Here is a 17,104-nt window from a genome sequence, read left to right as displayed (position 1 = left end):
TGGCGGGATGACCGGACGCTGGGAGTTCTGGATCGACCGCGGTGGCACGTTCACGGACGTCGTCGGCAGGCGGCCGGACGGGCGGCTGGTCACCGGCAAGCTCCTCTCCCACCACCCCGAGCGCTATCGGGACGCCGCGGTGGCCGGCATCCGGATGATGCTGGGGCTCGGCCCGGACGAACCGGTGCCCGCCGAGCGGGTCGGCGTCGTCAAGATGGGCACCACCGTCGCCACCAACGCCCTCCTGGAGCGCACGGGCGAGCCGACGGTGCTGCTGACCACGGAGGGCTTCCGGGACGCGCTGCGGATCGCCTACCAGAACCGGCCGCGGATCTTCGACCGGCGGATCGTGCTGCCCGAGGCGCTCTACGACCGGGTGATCGAGGTGCCGGAGCGGATCGGCGCCCACGGCGAGCTGGTCCGGCCGCTGGACACCGACCGGGTCCGCGAGGCGCTGCTGCGGGCCCGTGCCGACGGGCTGCGCAGCGCCGCCGTCGTCCTGCTGCACGGCTACCGGCACGCCGACCACGAGAAGGTCGTCGCCGAGCTGGCCCGAGCGGCCGGCTTCGCCCAGGTCAGCTGCTCGCACGAGGTCAGCCCGCTGATGAAGCTGGTGCCGCGCGGCGACACCACCGTCGTCGACGCCTACCTCTCGCCGATCCTGGGCCGCTACGTCGACGAGGTCGCCGCCCAACTCCCCGGCATCCGGCTGATGTTCATGCAGTCCAACGGCGGGCTGCGGCAGGCGGAGCACTTCCGCGGCAAGGACGCGGTGCTGTCCGGACCCGCGGGCGGCGTGGTCGGCATGGTCCGTGCGGCCGCCGAGGCCGGCGACGGGCACGACCGGGTGATCGGCTTCGACATGGGAGGCACCTCCACCGACGTCTCGCACTACGCCGGCGAGTTCGAGCGGGTCTTCGGCAACGAGGTCGCCGGCGTACGGATGCGCGCCCCCATGATGAACATCCACACGGTCGCGGCCGGCGGCGGCTCCGTACTGCACTTCGACGGGCGCCGCTACCGCGTCGGCCCCGACTCGGCCGGCGCGGATCCGGGGCCGGCCTGCTACCGGCGCGGCGGGCCGCTCGCCGTCACCGACGCCAATGTGATGCTCGGCCGCATCCAGCCCGCCCACTTCCCCGCGGTGTTCGGACCGGACGGTGACCAGCCGCTGGACGCCGAGGTGGTCCGCACCCGCTTCGCGGAGCTGGCCGCGCGGATCGCCGCCGAGACCGGGGACGACCGCGGCCCCGAGGAGGTCGCGGCCGGCTTCCTGGACATCGCGGTGCTCAACATGGCCAACGCCGTCAAGAAGATCTCCGTCCAGCGCGGCCACGACATCACCCGCTACGCCCTGACCAGCTTCGGCGGCGCCGGCGGCCAGCACGCCTGTGCGGTCGCCGACGCGCTGGGTATCGCCACGGTCCTCGTCCCGCCGCTGGCCGGGGTGCTCTCCGCGTACGGCATCGGGGTCGCCGACGCCACCGCGATGCGCGAGCAGGCCGTCGAGGCGGAGTTCACCGACCCCGCGGCCCTCGACCGGGTCCGGGAGGTGTGCGAGGCGCTCGCCGGGCAGACCCGGCGCGAACTCCTCGACGACGGGGTGCCGGACGAGTCGATCACCACCCGTGCCCGGGTGCTCGTCCGCTACGCCGGAACCGACTCCACCATCGGCGTACCGCTCGCCGACGCCGACACCATGGCCGCGGAGTTCGTCCGCGCGCACCGCGAGCGCTACGCCTTCACCATGGACAAGCCGCTGGTGGCCGAGGCGGTCTCGGTCGAGGCGCTGGGGGAGGCCGGCGGCGCGCGCGGCTACGAGGCCGGGCCCGGCGGCCGGGAGGGGGAGCTGGCGCCCGCCGCGACGGTCCGGATGTACGCGGGCGGGCGCTGGCGGGACACCGGTCTCTACCGGCGCACCGACCTGCGCCCCGGTGACACCCTCACCGGCCCGGCGATCATCGCCGAGGAGGACGCGACCACGGTCGTCGACCCCGACTGGCAGGCGGCGATGGGCGACCGCGGACACCTGATGCTGACCCGGACCCGGCCGCGCACCGACCGGGTCGCGGTCGGCACCGAAGCCGACCCGGTGATGCTGGAGGTCTTCAACAGCCTCTTCATGGCCATCGCCGAGCAGATGGGGGTCCGCCTGGAGAACACCGCGCACTCCGTCAACATCAAGGAGCGCCTCGACTTCTCCTGTGCGCTGTTCGACGCCGAGGGCAATCTGATCGCCAACGCCCCGCACATTCCGGTGCACCTGGGCTCGATGGGGGAGTCCATCAAGGAGGTGCTCAAGCGGCGCGGCGGCGAGATGCGGCCGGGCGATGTGTACGCGATCAACGATCCGTACCACGGGGGCACCCACCTCCCGGACGTCACGGTCGTCACCCCCGTCTTCGCCCCGCACGGCGGTGAACTGCTGTTCCTCGTCGCCTCCCGCGGCCACCACGCCGAGATCGGCGGTATCACCCCGGGCTCGATGCCCGCCTTCAGCAGCACCATCCAGGAGGAGGGCATCCTCTTCGACAACTGGCTGCTGGTGCGCGACGGCCGGCTGCGCGAGCGCGAGACCCGCGAGCTGCTCGCCTCCGGGCCGTACCCCTCCCGCGCACCGGACGCCAACCTCGCCGACCTGCGCGCCCAGATCGCCGCCAACGAGAAGGGCATCCACGAACTCCACCGGATGACCGAGCAGTTCGGCCTGGACGTCGTACGCGCCTACATGGGCCACGTCCAGGACAACGCCGAGGAGTCCGTACGCCGGATCATCACGCGACTGGCGGACGGCAGCTGCCGCTACGAGACCGACGGCGGCGCGCGGATCCACGTCGCGCTGCGTGTCGACCGCGCCGCCCGCAGCGCCGTGCTCGACTTCGCCGGCACCTCACCCCAGCAGCCCGGCAACGCCAACGCGCCCACCTCGGTGGTGATGGCGGCCGTGCTCTACGTCTTCCGCACCCTGGTCGCCGAGGACATCCCGCTCAACAGCGGCTGCCTCAAGCCCGTCGAGGTCCGCATCCCGGAGGGCTCGATGCTCGCCCCCGTCTTCCCGGCGGCCACCGTCGCGGGGAACGTGGAGACCTCGCAGGCCGTCACCGGCGCGCTCTACGCGGCCCTCGGCGTCCAGGCGGAGGGCTCGGGCACGATGAACAACCTCACGTTCGGCAACGACCGGGTGCAGTACTACGAGACCGTCGCCAGCGGCTCGGGCGCCGGTGACGGCTTCGACGGCGCGGACGCGGTGCAGACCCATATGACCAACTCCCGGCTGACCGACCCCGAGGTGCTGGAGTGGCGCTACCCCGTCCGCGTCGACGGCTTCGCCATCCGCGCCGGCAGCGGCGGGGCGGGGCGCTGGCACGGCGGCTGCGGTGTCGAGCGCCGGCTGCGCTTCCTGGAGCCGATGACCATCGCCCTGCTCACCAACCACCGCAGGATCCCGCCGTACGGCATGGCGGGCGGCGCCCCGGGCGCGCTGGGCGTGAACCTCATCGAACGGGCGGACGGTTCGCACGAGGAGCTGAAGGGCTGCGACGCGGCGGAGGTCGGCACGGACGACGTACTGGTGATCCGCACGCCCGGGGGCGGTGGGTACGGGGAGGCGTAGCCGCCGCCCCCGGGCGCGGACCCGGTCGGTGCGCGACCGGGGTCGGGTTCGGCGCTACTCCTGGGAGGTGTCAGCCGGGGTGCGACGCCGGGGCCGGCCGCCGGCCGAGGGGCAGGAACCGCACCGGGGTGCCCGGCACCGCCTGCGCCGCGGCGGACAGGAAGCGTGCGGGCACGACGCCGACGACCGGGTAGCCGCCCGTGGTGGGGTGGTCGTGGAGGAAGAGGACCGGGAGGCCGTTCGGAGGGACCTGGAGGGCGCCCAACGGCATGCCCTCACTGGGGAGTTCGCCGGGACGGGCGCGTTCCAGGGGCGGGCCCTCGGTGCGCAGGCCGATGCGGTTGCTGGCCGGGGAGACCCGGAAGCGGCCGGTGGCGAGGGTGTGCAGGCCGGCCCGGGTGAACCAGGCGTCGCGGGGGCCGGGCAGGAACGGCAGGAGGAGTTCGGGCGCCGGGCCGGGGTGCGGGACGGCGTCGGCCGCCGCGGGCGGGCCGTGCGGGGCGCCGAGGGGGAGGACCGCGCCGTCGGTGAGTGGGTCGGGTCCCAGGCCGGAGAGCAGGTCGGTGGCGCGGCTGCCCAGGATCTCCTCGGTCTCGATGCCGCCGGCGAAGGCCAGATGGGACCGCAGTCCGTGGGTGGCGGCCCCGGCGTCCAGGACGGCGCCGGCCGGGACGCGGAACGGCGCGCCCCAGGGGGCGGGGCGGCCGTCGACGGTCACCGGGCAGGGGGCTCCGGTGACGGCGACGGTGGTGGCCGTGCGGACCCGTACGGCGCAGCCGGTGAGCGTGGTCTCCAGGGCGGCGGCCGATGCGGGGTTGCCGACCAGGCGGTTGGCGAGGCGGTGCGCGGGTTCGTCCAGGGCGCCGGCGCGCGGCACCCCGAGGTGGGCGTGGCCGGGCCGGCCGAGGTCCTGGACGGTGGTGAGCGCACCGGCTCGGACGACCGAGAAGGCGCGGTCGGTCATCGGGCGGTCTCCACGCTCTCCAGGGGGACGAAGCGGACCCGGGTGCCCGGGGTGAGCAGTGCGGCGGGCTCGCGCTGCGGGTCCCACAGCACGGTGTCGGTGGTGCCGATCAGCTGCCAGCCGCCGGGGGAGGAGCGCGGATAGACGCCGGTGTACGGGCCGGCGAGCGCTACCGAGCCGACCGGGACCTTCGTGCGCGGGGTGTCCCGGCGCGGTACGTGCAGCGGCTCGGGCAGACCGGTCAGATAGCCGAAGCCCGGGGCGAAGCCGCAGAAGGCGACGTGGAATTCGGTGCCGGAGTGCAGGCGGACGACCTCGTCGGGGGTGGTGCCCCACAGGGCGGCGACATCGGCGAGGTCGGGGCCGTCGTAGCGGACCGGGATGTCGACGGTGGGCCGGTCGGCGGCGGCGCGCGGCGGGATGACCCAGGTGGCCAGCTCGGCGAGGAAGCCACGGGGGTCGGCGAGGCCGTCGAGGAAGACCGTACGGGCGGCCGGCACGATCTCGGCGATCCGCGGCAGGGTGCCGTCGGCGGCCCGGCGCAGCAGCTCGGCGTGCAGCGCCTCGACCTCCTCCGCGCCGTCCAGCTCGATCAGCAGCCCGTGTTCGCCGACCGGCAGCGGCCTCATGTGAAGCTCCGGACGCGGACGCCGGCCGCGGTCAGCTCGGACCGTACGCGCCGGGCGAGGCCGGCGGCGCCCGGGGTGTCGCCGTGCAGGCACAGCGAGCGGGCGGCGACCGCGACGCGGCGGCCGTCGCGGGAGGTGACGGCGTGGTCGCGGGCCATGCCGACGGCGCGCTTGACGACCTCGTCCGGGTCGTGGATCACCGCACCCGGCTCGCGGCGGGGGACGAGGGTGCCCTCGGCGGTGTAGGCGCGGTCGGCGAACGCCTCGCCGACGACGGGGAGCTGGGCGAGCCGGGCGGCCTCGTGCAGCCGGGAGCCGGGCAGGCCGAGGACCGGCAGTCCGCCGCCGGCGGTGCGGACGCCCTCGACGACCGCGCCGGCCTGCTCCGCGTCGTGCACACAGCGGTTGTAGAGCGCGCCGTGCGGTTTGACGTAGGAGACGCGGGTGCCGGCGGCGCGGGCGAAGACCTCCAGCGCGCCGATCTGGTAGGCGATCTCGTCGGCCAGTTCGTCCGGCGGGACGTCCATCGCGCGGCGGCCGAAGCCGGCCAGGTCGCGGTAGGAGACCTGGGCGCCGATCACCACGCCGCGCGCGGCGGCCAGGTCGCACACCCGGCGCATCGTCGAGGGGTCCCCGGCGTGGAAGCCGCAGGCGACGTTGGCGCTGGTGACGACGGAGAGCAGGGCCTCGTCGTCGGTGAGCTGCCAGCGGCCGAAGCCCTCGCCGAGGTCGGCGTTGAGGTCGATGACACAGTCCACCGCGTCGCTCATGTGTGTCCGTTCCAAGGGTGCTGTCGGGCCGGCGGGCGGACGGGAGCGGTCCGGCCGGCCCGTATCCGTAGCGGCTCTCCCCCGAGGGCCGTCGAGCCGACCGGCGTGGGGAACAACGTAGAGGATCGTTGAACGATCCGACAAGAGGTGTGCGGCACCTGGTCCCGGCTCCGTTGTTTTGTCCCCTGGTCTGGGATTGACTGCCGCTCGACAGGACACCCGAGACCCGCTGCGGCCGCCGGGTGCGGATACGAGAGCGGGGAGCGGCGGCATGGCCGGCCAAGAGGCGAAGAACGATCAGGGGCGGCTCGCCGAGGTGGCGGGCCTGGAACGGGACCGTGCCCTGCTGGGACGCGCCAGCACGGCCGAGCGGGTCGCCGACATCCTGCGCGACCGGATCACCGAGGGCTACTTCCCGCCCGGTGCCCGGCTCTCCGAGGAGAGCATCGGCGGTGCGCTGGGCGTCTCGCGCAACACGCTCCGGGAGGCGTTCCGGCTGCTGACCCGCGAGCGGCTGCTGGTGCACGAGCTCAACCGCGGAGTCTTCGTGCGGGTGGTGACGGTCGAGGACCTGGACGACATCTACCGGGTGCGCACGCTCGTGGAGTGCGCGGCGGTACGGGGTCTGGGTCAGGGGCCCTACGACGCCCGCGTCAAGGACGCCGTCGCGGCGATCGAGGCCGCCGTACGGGCCGGCGAGGTCGCCTCCGGCGAGCGGGAGTGGCAGGACCTCTCGACCGCCAATATCCGCTTCCATCAGGGCATCGTGGCCCTGGCGGGCAGTCCGCGCACGGACGATCTGATGCGGGGAGTGCTGGCCGAACTCCGGCTGGTCTTCCACGTCATGGCCGATCCCCGGCGCTTCCACGCGCCCTATCTCACCCGCAACCGGCAGATCGTCGAGGCGCTCCAGGCCGGCGACGCCACCGAGGCCGAGCGGCTGCTGCACTCCTATCTGGAGGACTCACGCGTGCAGTTGTCGGGCGCCTACGCCCGGCACATCGCGGAGGAGTGAACGAAGTTTCGAGATTGCCGGCGCACACCCCTTGTCGGATCGTTGAACAATCGCCTAACGTCCGCTGCAATCTCGTAACCCCTCTTCACGGACCCGCGTGGTCCCGTACGCGGAAGGCGGATCCATGATCGTGCTCCTCGGGGTGCTCGTGGTCGTCGTCGGCTTCGCCACGAAACGCAATCCCCTGCTGGTCGTGGGCGTGGCCGGCATCGGCACCGGCCTGCTGGGCGGTCTGTCGCCCGCCAAGGTGCTCGCCGCCTTCGGCGAGGGCTTCGCCGGCAGCCGGGCGGTGACGATCTTCGCGATCACCCTCCCGGTCATCGGACTCCTGGAGCGCTACGGCCTCCAGGAGCAGGCCCGCAACCTCATCGCCCGGTTCGCCAAGCTCACCACCGGCCGCTTCCTCGCGCTCTACCTGGGCCTGCGGCAGATCGGCGCCGCGGTCGGGCTGACCAACGTCTTCGGGCACGCCCAGACCGTCCGCCCGCTCGCCGTGCCGATGGCCGAGGGCGCCGCCGAGCGCACATACGGCCGGCTCCCCGACCGGACCCGCGAGAAGGTCCGCTCGTTCTCCGCCAGCGCGGACAACGTCGGCCTGTTCTTCGGTGAGGACGTCTTCCTCGCCGTCGGCTCGATCCTGCTGATCACCGGATTCGTCAACACCACCTACGGCACCCACCTCGAACCGCTGCACCTCGCGCTGTGGGCCATCCCCACCGCCGTGTGCGCCTTCGTGGTCCACGGCTGGCGACTGCTGCGCCTGGACCGCCAGTTGGAGCGCGAACTGCTCACCGCCAACGTCCAGCCCAGCGCCGCAGTGGAGGCAGCCCAGTGATCAAGGCAGAGTGGTTCTACTGGCTGGTCGGCCTCAGCTTCCTGGTGATGGCCGCTCAGATGGTCACCGACCGCAGCAACCCCAAGCGCTACGGGACCGGCGCCTTCTGGGGCCTGATCGGCGCCGGCTTCGTCTACAGCAGCTGGGTCGTCACCAAGCAGGCGCCGGCCGAGCCGCTGGGCGTCGCCGTACTCGCCATGGCCGTGCTGGCCGGCTTCGGCTGCACCGGCCGTGGCACCCCGCGCACCACCACCCCCGAGCAGCGATCCGCCAGCGCGGCCAAGCTCGGCAACCGGCTGTTCGTCCCCGCGCTCACCATCCCGGTCGTCGCCATGGCCTGCGCCATCGGCGTCAAGCACCTCTCCTTCGGGGGCCGGCCGGTCCTTCAGGAGGGCAGCGAGACCATCCTGGGCCTCGGGATCGGAGCCGTCGTCGCCCTCGTCGTCGGCATGGTCATGCTGCGCGAGAAGCGGATATCGGTGCCTGTGCAGTCCGGCCGCTCCATGCTGGAGGCGATGGGCTGGGCCATGCTGCTGCCCCAGATGCTGGCCACGCTGGGCGCCATCTTCCAGGTCTCCGGCGTCGGCGACCAGGTGGGCAAGCTCGCCACCTCCGTACTGCCCAAGGACTCGCTCTACATCGCGGTGGTCGTCTACTGCGTGGGCATGTTCGCCTTCACCATCATCATGGGCAACGCCTTCGCCGCCTTCCCCGTGATGACCGCGGCCGTGGGCTGGCCGGTCCTGATCGGGCACTTCGACGGCAACCCCGCCGCCGTCCTGGCCATCGGCATGCTCGCCGGATTCTGCGGCACGCTCGTGACCCCCATGGCCGCCAACTTCAACATCGTCCCGGCAGCCCTGCTGGAGTTGAAGGACCAGTACGGGCCCATCAAGGCGCAGCTGCCCACAGCGGGCGTGCTGCTCGGCTGCAACATCGTGATCATGGCGCTGTTCGCCTTCTGAGCCGCCCGCCCGCCCCGGCCGCCCGCCCGCCCCGTCCACCTCCCAGCTCTGCCGAGGATGTCCGTATGACCCGGGTACTGCTCACCGGCTTCCAGCCCTTCGACGGTGAGGCCACCAACCCCTCCTGGCAGGCGGTCCGCGCCGCCGTGGCCGAACCGCCCGCCGGGATCGAGGCGTCCGCCGTCGAGCTGCCGTGCGTCTACGGGGCGTCGGTGGCCGTACTGCGCGCCGCCATAGAGGAGGCCCGACCCGAGGTCGTGGTCTGCGTCGGCCAGGCGGGCGGCCGCCCCGACATCACCGTCGAACGCGTCGCCATCAACGTCGACGACGCCCGGATACCCGACACCTCCGGAGCCGAACCGGTCGACGAGGCGATCGTGCCCGGCGGCCCGGCCGCGTACTTCTCCACCCTGCCGATCAAGGCGTGTGTGGCGGCCGTCCGCGCCGCCGGGCTGCCCGCCTCGGTCTCCAACACGGCCGGCACCTTCGTCTGCAACCACGTCTTCTACGGCCTCGCCCACCTCATCGCCACCGAACTCCCCGATCTGCGCGGCGGGTTCGTGCACGTCCCCTACGCGCCCGAGCAGGTCACCGACCGCGCCCAGCCGTCGCTGCCGGTCCCCGCGGTCGCCCGGGCCCTGCGGGAGATCGCCGCCACCGCGGCGCGCACCCGCACCGACATCCGCGTGGCGGGCGGGGCCACCCACTGACGCGGGGCGGCCCTGGCGTCCGGCCGCGACGGGCCGCACCGTAGACTGGCGCTTCGGCCCGCGAGCGGTCCGTCAACGGACCCACCGGCCCTTCCACCCATGAGCGGATCCGCGCCGTTTCGTCCGTTGTCAGTGCGAGCGCCTACTCTGTGCGACGTGACTTTTCCCGCCCCGGGGCCCGCTGCGCCCCAGCTCAACGGGGTCAACCGCCCCGCGCCGGGCCCGGCCGCCGACGAAGGCCTGGCCCGCCGGCTGCGCGCCCTCGCGTGCACCGCGCCGCTGCACGACCTCGACGTGCGCAAGGCCAACCTCGCGGGCGAGTACGGCTGCTACGCCATGGCGGAGGTGGCGCTGGCCGTCATCGACCTCGTCACCCTCAACATGGACTTCGACACCGGCGCCGACCACGAGGAGATAGTGGCGAAGGTGCTCCCCCGGGTGGCCGCCCAGACCCCCGGCCGGCCCGCGGGCGAGCACGAGCGGGTGGCCCGCTGGGTGCTGGAGAACCTGATCAACGTCGGCAGCGTGGACCGCGGCTTCCGCGCCGTCTACGGCACGTTCACCACCGAGGGCGCGTACATCCGGCGCGACTACGACTTCAAGCTCATCGAGGAGGTCCCCGGCGCCGGCGGCAACGTCTACCTCCGGGCCACCGACGAGGCGGTCAACGTCCTGGTCGGCGCGCTCGACACCGATGTCACCAGCGCCCAGATCGCCGCCGAGGTCAAGCTGGAGGTGCTGATCAACCGCGGCCGGCTGGCCGACGCCCAGCTCGCCGCCGAGCAGGCCCGCTACCGCACCGTCCAGTACGCCGAGACCCTGCGCCGGACGCTGGACGCCACCCGGCGCAACGTCCGCGCCGTCGACTGGCTTGAGACCGTGCCCGACATGATCAGCGAAGCCCTCGACCACGTCGCGGATCGCTACCGCCACGAGAACGCCATCCTGACCAACATCCGCAAGGCCCGCGACGAGACGGAGGCCGACAACCCGAAGACGGGCGAGCACAAGCGCCGCGCCGCCGAGCTCGTCGACATCGTCAAGGACTGCATCCGCCGGCACACCCAGCTCCAGTCCCGGCTGCTGGAGGCCGGCCCGCTCTTCCGCGCCGAGCAGGACCGGCAGGCCTTCGCCGCCCCCGCCGCCCGCTCCGGACTCGACCTGTACGGCCAGCTCGTCGCGCCCCTGCTGCCGCTCCCCGCCGAGCAGGCCATCCGCGTCACCGACGCCTACTTCGCGCACGGCACGGGCCTGCGCACGCCCTCGGCGGTGCGCGTCGGGGACCTCGTCGAGGTCCTGCTGACCCCGCCCCTGGAGCGCGAGCACCTCGGCGCCGAGATGCCCGAGCCCGACCTGGTGGCCACGCCCGACGACAGCCGCTTCAGCGAGGCCCAGCTCGACGCCGCGATGGCGCTGCTGGACCTGCCGGCCGACGCCCCCCGCCGGCTCTCCGGCCTGCTGGCCGAGGCCCGCCGCAGCGATCCCGAACTCCCCTACCTCGTCGCCCTGCTGGCGGTCCACGCCGCCAGCCCGCCGGTCGGCACGGCCTACCGCCAGGGCGAACCGCAGCTGCTCTTCGCGGTCGACGACGGCACGGAGCTGACCGACCCCGAGTTCGGCGGCGCCGACCTCATCGTCGGTAAGGCGCTCCTCGACGCCGCCGGCATGGCCGCCGACCGCTCGGAGGTGGCCTGATGCCCCGTGGCCAGAGCCTGCCGCCGATACCCACCAGGCCGCGCGCCGCCGTCCGCCGCCGGACCGCGCTGTACGGCCCTCCGCCCGCACCCCGGCCCGAGCCCTGCCGCCGGCAGCAGATGTCTGTGCCCGTCCCCCGCAAGGAGCCTGTCCCGTGACCCAGTACGACGCCGACGAGGTGGCGCAGCCGGACCCGGCGGCCGGTACCGGCGAGCCGGACCGGGGCGCGCCCGCCACCGACGCCGAACGGGCCGCGGCCGGGCCGTCCCCCAGGCTCTCGGCTCCCGCCCCGCTCGCGACTCTGATGGGGCGGGGGGACCTCCCCGAGCAGGGCAGGCCTCAGCCCCTCGTCCCGGCCGACGCCGCCGACGCCGCGCGGCTGGTCTCCTTCGGCCTCCAGCCCAAGCTGCTGCCGGCCCGCGACGCCGAGTACGGCGAGCTGCTGCGCCGCTATCGGGACGACCCCGCCTTCGCCCGGCTCGCCGACGCCGTCGCCACCGGCCTGGGCCTGGTCGTCCTGGAGGTCTCCACACGCGCCGGTATGGCCGTCACGGCCGCCGAGGACTCCGTCTTCGCGGTGCGGATGGGCGACTACGCCCGCCGGGCCTCCGCCGACTCCGCCGACCGCTTCCTGCACGGCCTGGCCCACCTCGCGGTCGCCGCGCTGGCCTTCCCGCGCCCCGAAGACCTCGCCGACGACGGCTATATCGGGCGGATCACCGTCAACGGCGTCGACGCCTTCGTCCGGCAGGCCTGCCGCCGCCTGGAGGAGCGCGCCGAGCAGGAGGGCGAGAACACCGACCCGGCCACCGACGCCCCCGGCCTGGAGTCCGCCTGGCGGATCTACGCCCGGCGCAGCGCGACCGGCGCCACCAAGGACGCCCGGCGACTGGCCGGCTCGACCACCGGCATCATCGCCAAGGCCGTCACGTTCCTCGTCGACTCCGGCTTCCTTCAGCGCACCGGCGACGACGCCGGCGGCGCCTACCGCACCACCGCCCGCTACCAACTCCAGGTCCGCGACATGGCCGGCAGCGCCGCCATGGCCGAGCTGCTCGACCTGGGCATCGTCCCCGTCGCCGACGGCAGCGCCTCGCTGCTGCCGGGCGAGGACACCGACGACCTCGACCTGGTCTCCGACGCCGGACTTCCCTTCCACTCCGCCTGACGAGCCCGCCCACCGACCGCCGCGTTTTCGCCCCACACCACGAGAGTCCGCCATGTACGAGCTGTCCCGGGTCCGCCTCTACTCCATCGGGCCTGCCGGTGCGCGCTATGCCGACACCGTGCTGGACCTGCGCGGAGTCGGCGCGCCGGTGCCCCGACCGGCCCCGGCGCAGGCGGACTTCTTCGAGGACGAGCCGGTCGGCCCGCCGCGCCGCCCGGCCCCCGCGGGCGTGCTCTTCCTGGAGAACGGCGGCGGCAAGTCCGTCCTGCTCAAGCTGATCTTCTCGGTGATGCTGCCCGGTCACCGCAACACCCTCGGCGGCGCCAGCTCCGGCGTACTGCGCAAGTTCCTGCTCGCCGACGACTGCGGCCATGTCGCCCTGGAGTGGCAGCACGTCCTGACGGGCGAGAGCGTCGTCGTCGGTAAGGTCAGCGAGTGGCGCGGCCGGCAGGTCTCCAACGACCCCCGGAAGTTCGCGGAGGCCTGGTACAGCTTCCGGCCCGGGCCCGGCATGAGCCTGGACTCGCTGCCCGTCGCCGAGGCCACCCTCGTCCGTCCCCGCCAGGAGGGCGGCGAGGGCACCTCCGGCGCCCAGGGCCGGCGCCGCACGATGAAGGGCTTCCGCGACGTTCTGACGGAGGCCGGGAAGAACTACCCCAATCTGGACGTCGTCTGGGAGGAGATCCACGAGCGCTGGAACGAGCACCTCGGCGAGCTGGGCCTGGACCCGGAGCTCTTCCGCTACCAGCGGGAGATGAACGCCGACGAGGGCGAGGCGGCCGGCCTGTTCGCGGTCAAGAACGACTCGGACTTCACCGACCTGCTGCTGCGCGCCGTCACGGACACCCGGGACACCGACGGTCTCGCCGACCTGGTCCACGGCTTCGCCCACAAGCTCGGCCGGCGCGCCGAGCTGACCGCCGAGCGGGACTTCACCGCCGGCTCGCTCGATCTGCTCTCGCGCATCGCCGACGCCGCCGAGCAGCGCGAACGCGCCCGCGAGGTGCATGCCGGCGCCGAGCGGCGCACCCGGGGCCTGGCCCAGCGGCTGCACGGCCGCGCCACCGAGGAGCGCGGCCGCGCCGCCGAGCTGGCCGAACAGGTCGCGGCCGCGGCCCACCGCGTCACCGACGCCGAGCACACCCGCGAGCGCCGCTCCCTGGTCTCCGCCGAACTCGCCTACCGACACGCCTCGTTGGCGCTGGCCGCCGCGGAGAAGGGCGCCGCCGCCCAGCGCCGCGAGCTGAACGACGCCCGGACGCTGCACAGCGCCTGGCAGGCCGCCGAGATCGCGCTGCGCCACCGCGCCGCGGCCGACCGCTCCGCCCGGGTCGCCGCCGCCATCCGCGAGGCCGAGCGGGACGCCGCCCCGGCGCTCGCCGCCCGCGCCACCGCCGCCGCCGACCTCGTACGGGCCCTGCACACGGCGGCCGAGGCGGGCGAGCGGGTCGCCAACGAGGAGGAGGAGCGCTCCGCCGCCCTCCAGGAGGCCGGTGAATCGGCGCACCGCGACGCGACCACCGCCGCCACCCACGCCCAGCGCGCCCGCAGCGAGGCCGATCACCTCAAGCAGCGGCTGGCCGAGGTCGCCGAGGAGACCGCCGAGGCCGTCCGGGCCGGCTGGCTGGACGACAGCGCCCCGGACGCCGACCCGGCCCGCGCCGCGCTCGCCGCCTCGGACGCCGAGAAGACCGCCGTCGAGGCCTGGGACCAGGCCCGGGAGGCGGCGCGGCAGGCCACCGACCGCGCCCGCGAGGCGACCGCCCGGCACTCCGCGGCGGAGCTGGCCGCGGCCCGCGCCGAGGACGCCGCGCAGGCCGCCGGGCGCGCCTACGACGCCGAGCGCCGCGCGGCCGAGTCGATCGGCGCCGAGCAGCGGCTCGCCGAGCTCCTCGGGCTGCCGCAGTCCGAGGCGAAGGCCGTCGGCGTGCCCGGTCCCCGTACGGCCGCCCCCGCTGCGGACCCGGGCGCCGCGCGCCGCGCTGCCACCGCCGGACCGCTGACGGCCGAGGAGCTGGACCGCAACGCCGACGCGCTGCGGGAGCTGCTGGAGGAGGGCGTCACCGCCGCCGAGCGGCAGCTGTTCGACCTGCGCACGGCCGCCGCCGACGACGCGCGGATCCTCGGCGCGCTGGGCGACGGCGGCCTGCTGCCGCCGGGACCCGACGTGCTGGCGGCCGTGGAGTATCTCGGTGAGCAGGGCGTCCCGGCGCTGCCGGGCTGGCGCTATCTCGCGCAGTCCGTCGACCCCGCCGACCACGCCCGGGTGCTGGCCGCCCGGCCCGAACTCGTCGACGGCGTGATCATCACCGACCCGGACACCCACGCCCGGGCCCGCGAGGTGCTGGCCCAGGCCGCGCTGCTGCCGCGCTCCGCCGTCGCCGTCGGCACCGCCGCCGCGCTGCTCGCGCCCACCCCCGCCCCCGACGAGCGGGACACCGGCGTGTTCCTCGTCCCGCCGAACCCGGCGATGCACGACGAGTCCGCCGCCGATGAGGAGCGCCGGGCGCTGCGGGCCCGCGCGACGGAGCGCGACGAGGAGATCCGGGCGCTGGCCGCCCGGCTCGCCGGGGACCGGGCGCTGGCCGCCCGGCTCGGCTCGTGGCGTGCGGGCTGCCCCGCCGACCGGCTCACGGAGCTGGCCGCCGCCGCGGACGAGACCCGTACCGCCGCCGACGAAGCAGCCGCCGGGCTCGCCGAGGCCCGTACGGCCCGCGCCGAGGCCGAGGAGATCGCGGCCGAGGCCACCGGGGTGCGCGACGAGCGGCAGGAGACCGCGCAGCGCGCCCGCCGCGCCGCCGACCTGCTCGCCGGGCTCGCCCACCGGCTGCGCGAGCGCTCCTCCTGGCAGTCCCGGATGCGTGAACTCGCCGATGAGGCGGCCGAGTTCGAGGCCCGTGCCGAGGAGTGCGTGGACCGCGCCCGGGCGGCCGACGAGGACCGCCGGGCCGCCCAGCGCGCCGCCGACGACGCACGCCGTACGGCCCGCGCGCTGCGCGCCGAGCGCGCCGAGATCGCCGGTGTGCCGGAGGACCTGGGCGAGGCCCCCGAAGGGGCGAGCACCTCGCTGCCGGCGCTGCGCGAGGCCTACCGCGCCGCTTCCCAGCTCTACGAGAAGGTCGGCGTCGGCGCCGATCTGCGTGCCGAGCAGGCCCGCGCCGAGGGCGAGGAGTCGGGCGCGCTGGCCGAGCTGAACCGCCTCACCAACAAGGTCCGCACCCGCGCCGAGGCCCTCCTGGAGAGCCCGGACGCCGCCGACGGCCCGTCCCGGCAGGCCGCGGCGGCCCGCGCCGAATCGTTGGTGCAGATGCTGGAGTCCCGCGCCTCGGCCGCCAGCGAGCAGCTCGGCCGGCTGCGCGGCGAGGCCGAGCGGCTGGCCCCGACGGACAAGGAGGCGCACACCGAGCTGCCCGAGCAGCTGGTGCCCGCGGACGCCGACCGCGCCAAGGAGCTGCTGCGCACCGCGTCCGGTGAACTGGCCACCGCCACCGAGGCGTTGGCGGCCGCGCGGGAGCGGCACGAGGAGCTGTTGCGCGGCCACCGCGCGGCCGAGGACGCGGCCGGCGGCTTCGACGAGACCGCGGCCATGCTGCGCGATCTGCTGCGCGACCACCAGGAGGCGGAGGAGGCGGCCGGTGAGCGGCCCGAGCCGTACGCCGGCTCCCTCGCCGAGGCCCGGCAGGCCGCCGCCGAGTCCCGCCGCTCGCTGCGCGGTTGCGCCGCCGACCTCTCCGCCGCCGAGTCCGCGGTCCGCGAGGCCTCCGACGTCCTGGTACGGCACGCCAACTCCACCCGCTACGAGCAGGTCCGCACCCCCGCCCGGCAGCAGATCCGCGAACTGCCCGCCGCGGCTCTGCCGGACCACGCCGCCAAGTGGGCGGAGGCCTTCGCACCCCGCCTGCGGGTGCTCACCGACGAGCTGGCGCAGCTGGAGCGCAACCGCGACTCCATCGTCGACCGGCTCCGCGGCCTGGTGGAGTCCTCGCTGACGACGCTGCGTTCGGCCCAGCGGCTGTCCCGGCTGCCCGAGGGGCTGGGGGAGTGGTCCGGCCAGGAGTTCCTGCGGATCCGCTTCGAGGACCCCGACCAGGCCACGCTCACCGAGCGGCTGGGCGAGGTCATCGACGAGGCCACCCGCTCGGCGGTGAAGAAGAACAGTGATCTGCGGCGGGACGGGATGTCCCTGCTGCTGCGCGGGGTCGGCGCGGCGCTGCAGCCGCGCGGCGTCGCCGTGGAGATCCTCAAGCCGGACGCGGTGCTGCGCGCCGAGCGGGTGCCGGTCGGGCAGATGGGCGACGTCTTCTCAGGCGGTCAGCTGCTGACCGCCGCCATCGCCCTGTACTGCACGATGGCGGCGCTGCGCAGCAACGACCGGGGCCGCGACAAGCAGCGGCACGCCGGCACGCTGTTCCTCGACAACCCCATCGGCCGGGCCAACGCGACGTACCTGCTGGAGCTGCAGCGCGCCGTCGCCGACGCGCTGGGCGTCCAGCTCCTGTACACCACCGGCCTGTTCGACACCACCGCGCTCGCCGAGTTCCCGCTGGTCATCCGGCTGCGCAATGACGCGGACCTGCGCGCGGGCCTGAAGTACATCAGTGTCGAGGAGCATCTGCGGCCCGGCCTGCCGCAGCCGGACCCGTCCGGCGAGGTGGTGCACGGCCAGATCACGGCCACCCGGATGTACCGCCGCCCGGAGGATGCCGCGCCCCGGGAGGCGGACGAAGCGGCCCGGTGACC

11 protein-coding genes are annotated in these 17,104 nt (G+C 74.7%); 8 read left to right on the top strand and 3 right to left on the bottom strand.

Translation table 11 applies throughout. From position 1 onward, the window contains the following. Positions 1-7 precede the first annotated feature (7 nt). Entirely contained in the window at positions 8-3,613 is a 3,606-nt protein-coding gene (locus WAB15_RS06790) for a hydantoinase B/oxoprolinase family protein (RefSeq protein ID WP_407285656.1), read from the top strand. Positions 3,614-3,683: 70 nt separating this feature from the next. On the opposite strand, the gene WAB15_RS06785 is transcribed toward WAB15_RS06790, so the two are convergent. From WAB15_RS06785 to WAB15_RS06775, 3 genes are read right to left on the bottom strand one after another with little or no spacing between them, the layout of a single operon-like run. After that, the gene (locus tag WAB15_RS06785; RefSeq protein WP_407285655.1) at positions 3,684-4,577 is read right to left on the bottom strand and encodes a biotin-dependent carboxyltransferase family protein; all 894 of its coding nucleotides are present in this window, start codon (positions 4,575-4,577) and stop codon (positions 3,684-3,686) included. Then, the gene (gene pxpB / locus WAB15_RS06780; protein WP_407285654.1) at positions 4,574-5,206 is read right to left on the bottom strand and encodes a 5-oxoprolinase subunit PxpB; all 633 of its coding nucleotides are present in this window, start codon (positions 5,204-5,206) and stop codon (positions 4,574-4,576) included. The genes WAB15_RS06785 and pxpB overlap by 4 nt, the downstream gene beginning before the upstream one ends. Continuing rightward, positions 5,203-5,976, bottom strand: coding sequence for a LamB/YcsF family protein (locus WAB15_RS06775; protein WP_407285653.1), 774 nt, complete (start codon positions 5,974-5,976; stop codon positions 5,203-5,205). Before WAB15_RS06775 ends, pxpB begins: the two co-directional genes overlap by 4 nt. Before the next feature lie 271 nt (positions 5,977-6,247). On the opposite strand from WAB15_RS06775, the gene WAB15_RS06770 reads away from it, so the two are divergent. The 7 genes from WAB15_RS06770 (at position 6,248) to WAB15_RS06740 (ending at position 17,102) form a co-directional block, all read left to right on the top strand. Beyond that, positions 6,248-6,991: a GntR family transcriptional regulator gene (locus WAB15_RS06770; protein ID WP_407285652.1), complete on the top strand. Its 744-nt coding sequence runs from the start codon at positions 6,248-6,250 to the stop codon at positions 6,989-6,991. Between the two features lie 124 nt (positions 6,992-7,115). Further along, complete coding sequence (locus WAB15_RS06765) at positions 7,116-7,826, top strand: DUF969 domain-containing protein (RefSeq protein WP_399149010.1); 711 nt, start codon at positions 7,116-7,118, stop codon at positions 7,824-7,826. Further along, a complete protein-coding gene (locus tag WAB15_RS06760; RefSeq protein ID WP_407285651.1) occupies positions 7,823-8,791 on the top strand; it encodes a DUF979 domain-containing protein in 969 nt (322 codons plus the stop codon). Before WAB15_RS06765 ends, WAB15_RS06760 begins: the two co-directional genes overlap by 4 nt. A gap of 65 nt (positions 8,792-8,856) precedes the next feature. After that, entirely contained in the window at positions 8,857-9,501 is a 645-nt protein-coding gene (pcp, locus tag WAB15_RS06755) for a pyroglutamyl-peptidase I (RefSeq protein WP_407285650.1), read from the top strand. 156 nt (positions 9,502-9,657) lie between these two features. Beyond that, positions 9,658-11,196: a hypothetical protein gene (locus WAB15_RS06750; protein WP_399149007.1), complete on the top strand. Its 1,539-nt coding sequence runs from the start codon at positions 9,658-9,660 to the stop codon at positions 11,194-11,196. Positions 11,197-11,500: 304 nt separating this feature from the next. Next, positions 11,501-12,364, top strand: coding sequence for a hypothetical protein (locus WAB15_RS06745; protein WP_399149142.1), 864 nt, complete (start codon positions 11,501-11,503; stop codon positions 12,362-12,364). 52 nt (positions 12,365-12,416) lie between these two features. Then, a complete protein-coding gene (locus tag WAB15_RS06740; protein ID WP_407285649.1) occupies positions 12,417-17,102 on the top strand; it encodes a hypothetical protein in 4,686 nt (1,561 codons plus the stop codon). The last annotated feature ends 2 nt before the right edge of the window (positions 17,103-17,104 follow it).

Origin of the sequence: Streptomyces sirii, assembly GCF_045690365.1 — a bacterium.
Taxonomy (GTDB): Bacteria; Actinomycetota; Actinomycetes; order Streptomycetales; family Streptomycetaceae; genus Streptomyces; species Streptomyces sirii.
This window is presented reverse-complemented; position numbering and strand designations above follow the sequence as displayed.

What these genes read in the sequence shown, in the direction of transcription:
- WAB15_RS06790 (WP_407285656.1), top strand. Translation starts at nt 8, where the DNA reads ATGACCGGACGCTGGGAGTTCTGGATCGACCGCGGTGGCACGTTCACG.
- WAB15_RS06785 (WP_407285655.1), bottom strand. Translation starts at nt 4,577, where the DNA reads ATGACCGACCGCGCCTTCTCGGTCGTCCGAGCCGGTGCGCTCACCACC.
- WAB15_RS06765 (WP_399149010.1), top strand. Translation starts at nt 7,116, where the DNA reads ATGATCGTGCTCCTCGGGGTGCTCGTGGTCGTCGTCGGCTTCGCCACG.
- WAB15_RS06770 (WP_407285652.1), top strand. Translation starts at nt 6,248, where the DNA reads ATGGCCGGCCAAGAGGCGAAGAACGATCAGGGGCGGCTCGCCGAGGTG.
- pxpB (WP_407285654.1), bottom strand. Translation starts at nt 5,206, where the DNA reads ATGAGGCCGCTGCCGGTCGGCGAACACGGGCTGCTGATCGAGCTGGAC.
- WAB15_RS06745 (WP_399149142.1), top strand. Translation starts at nt 11,501, where the DNA reads ATGGGGCGGGGGGACCTCCCCGAGCAGGGCAGGCCTCAGCCCCTCGTC.
- pcp (WP_407285650.1), top strand. Translation starts at nt 8,857, where the DNA reads ATGACCCGGGTACTGCTCACCGGCTTCCAGCCCTTCGACGGTGAGGCC.
- WAB15_RS06775 (WP_407285653.1), bottom strand. Translation starts at nt 5,976, where the DNA reads ATGAGCGACGCGGTGGACTGTGTCATCGACCTCAACGCCGACCTCGGC.
- WAB15_RS06740 (WP_407285649.1), top strand. Translation starts at nt 12,417, where the DNA reads ATGTACGAGCTGTCCCGGGTCCGCCTCTACTCCATCGGGCCTGCCGGT.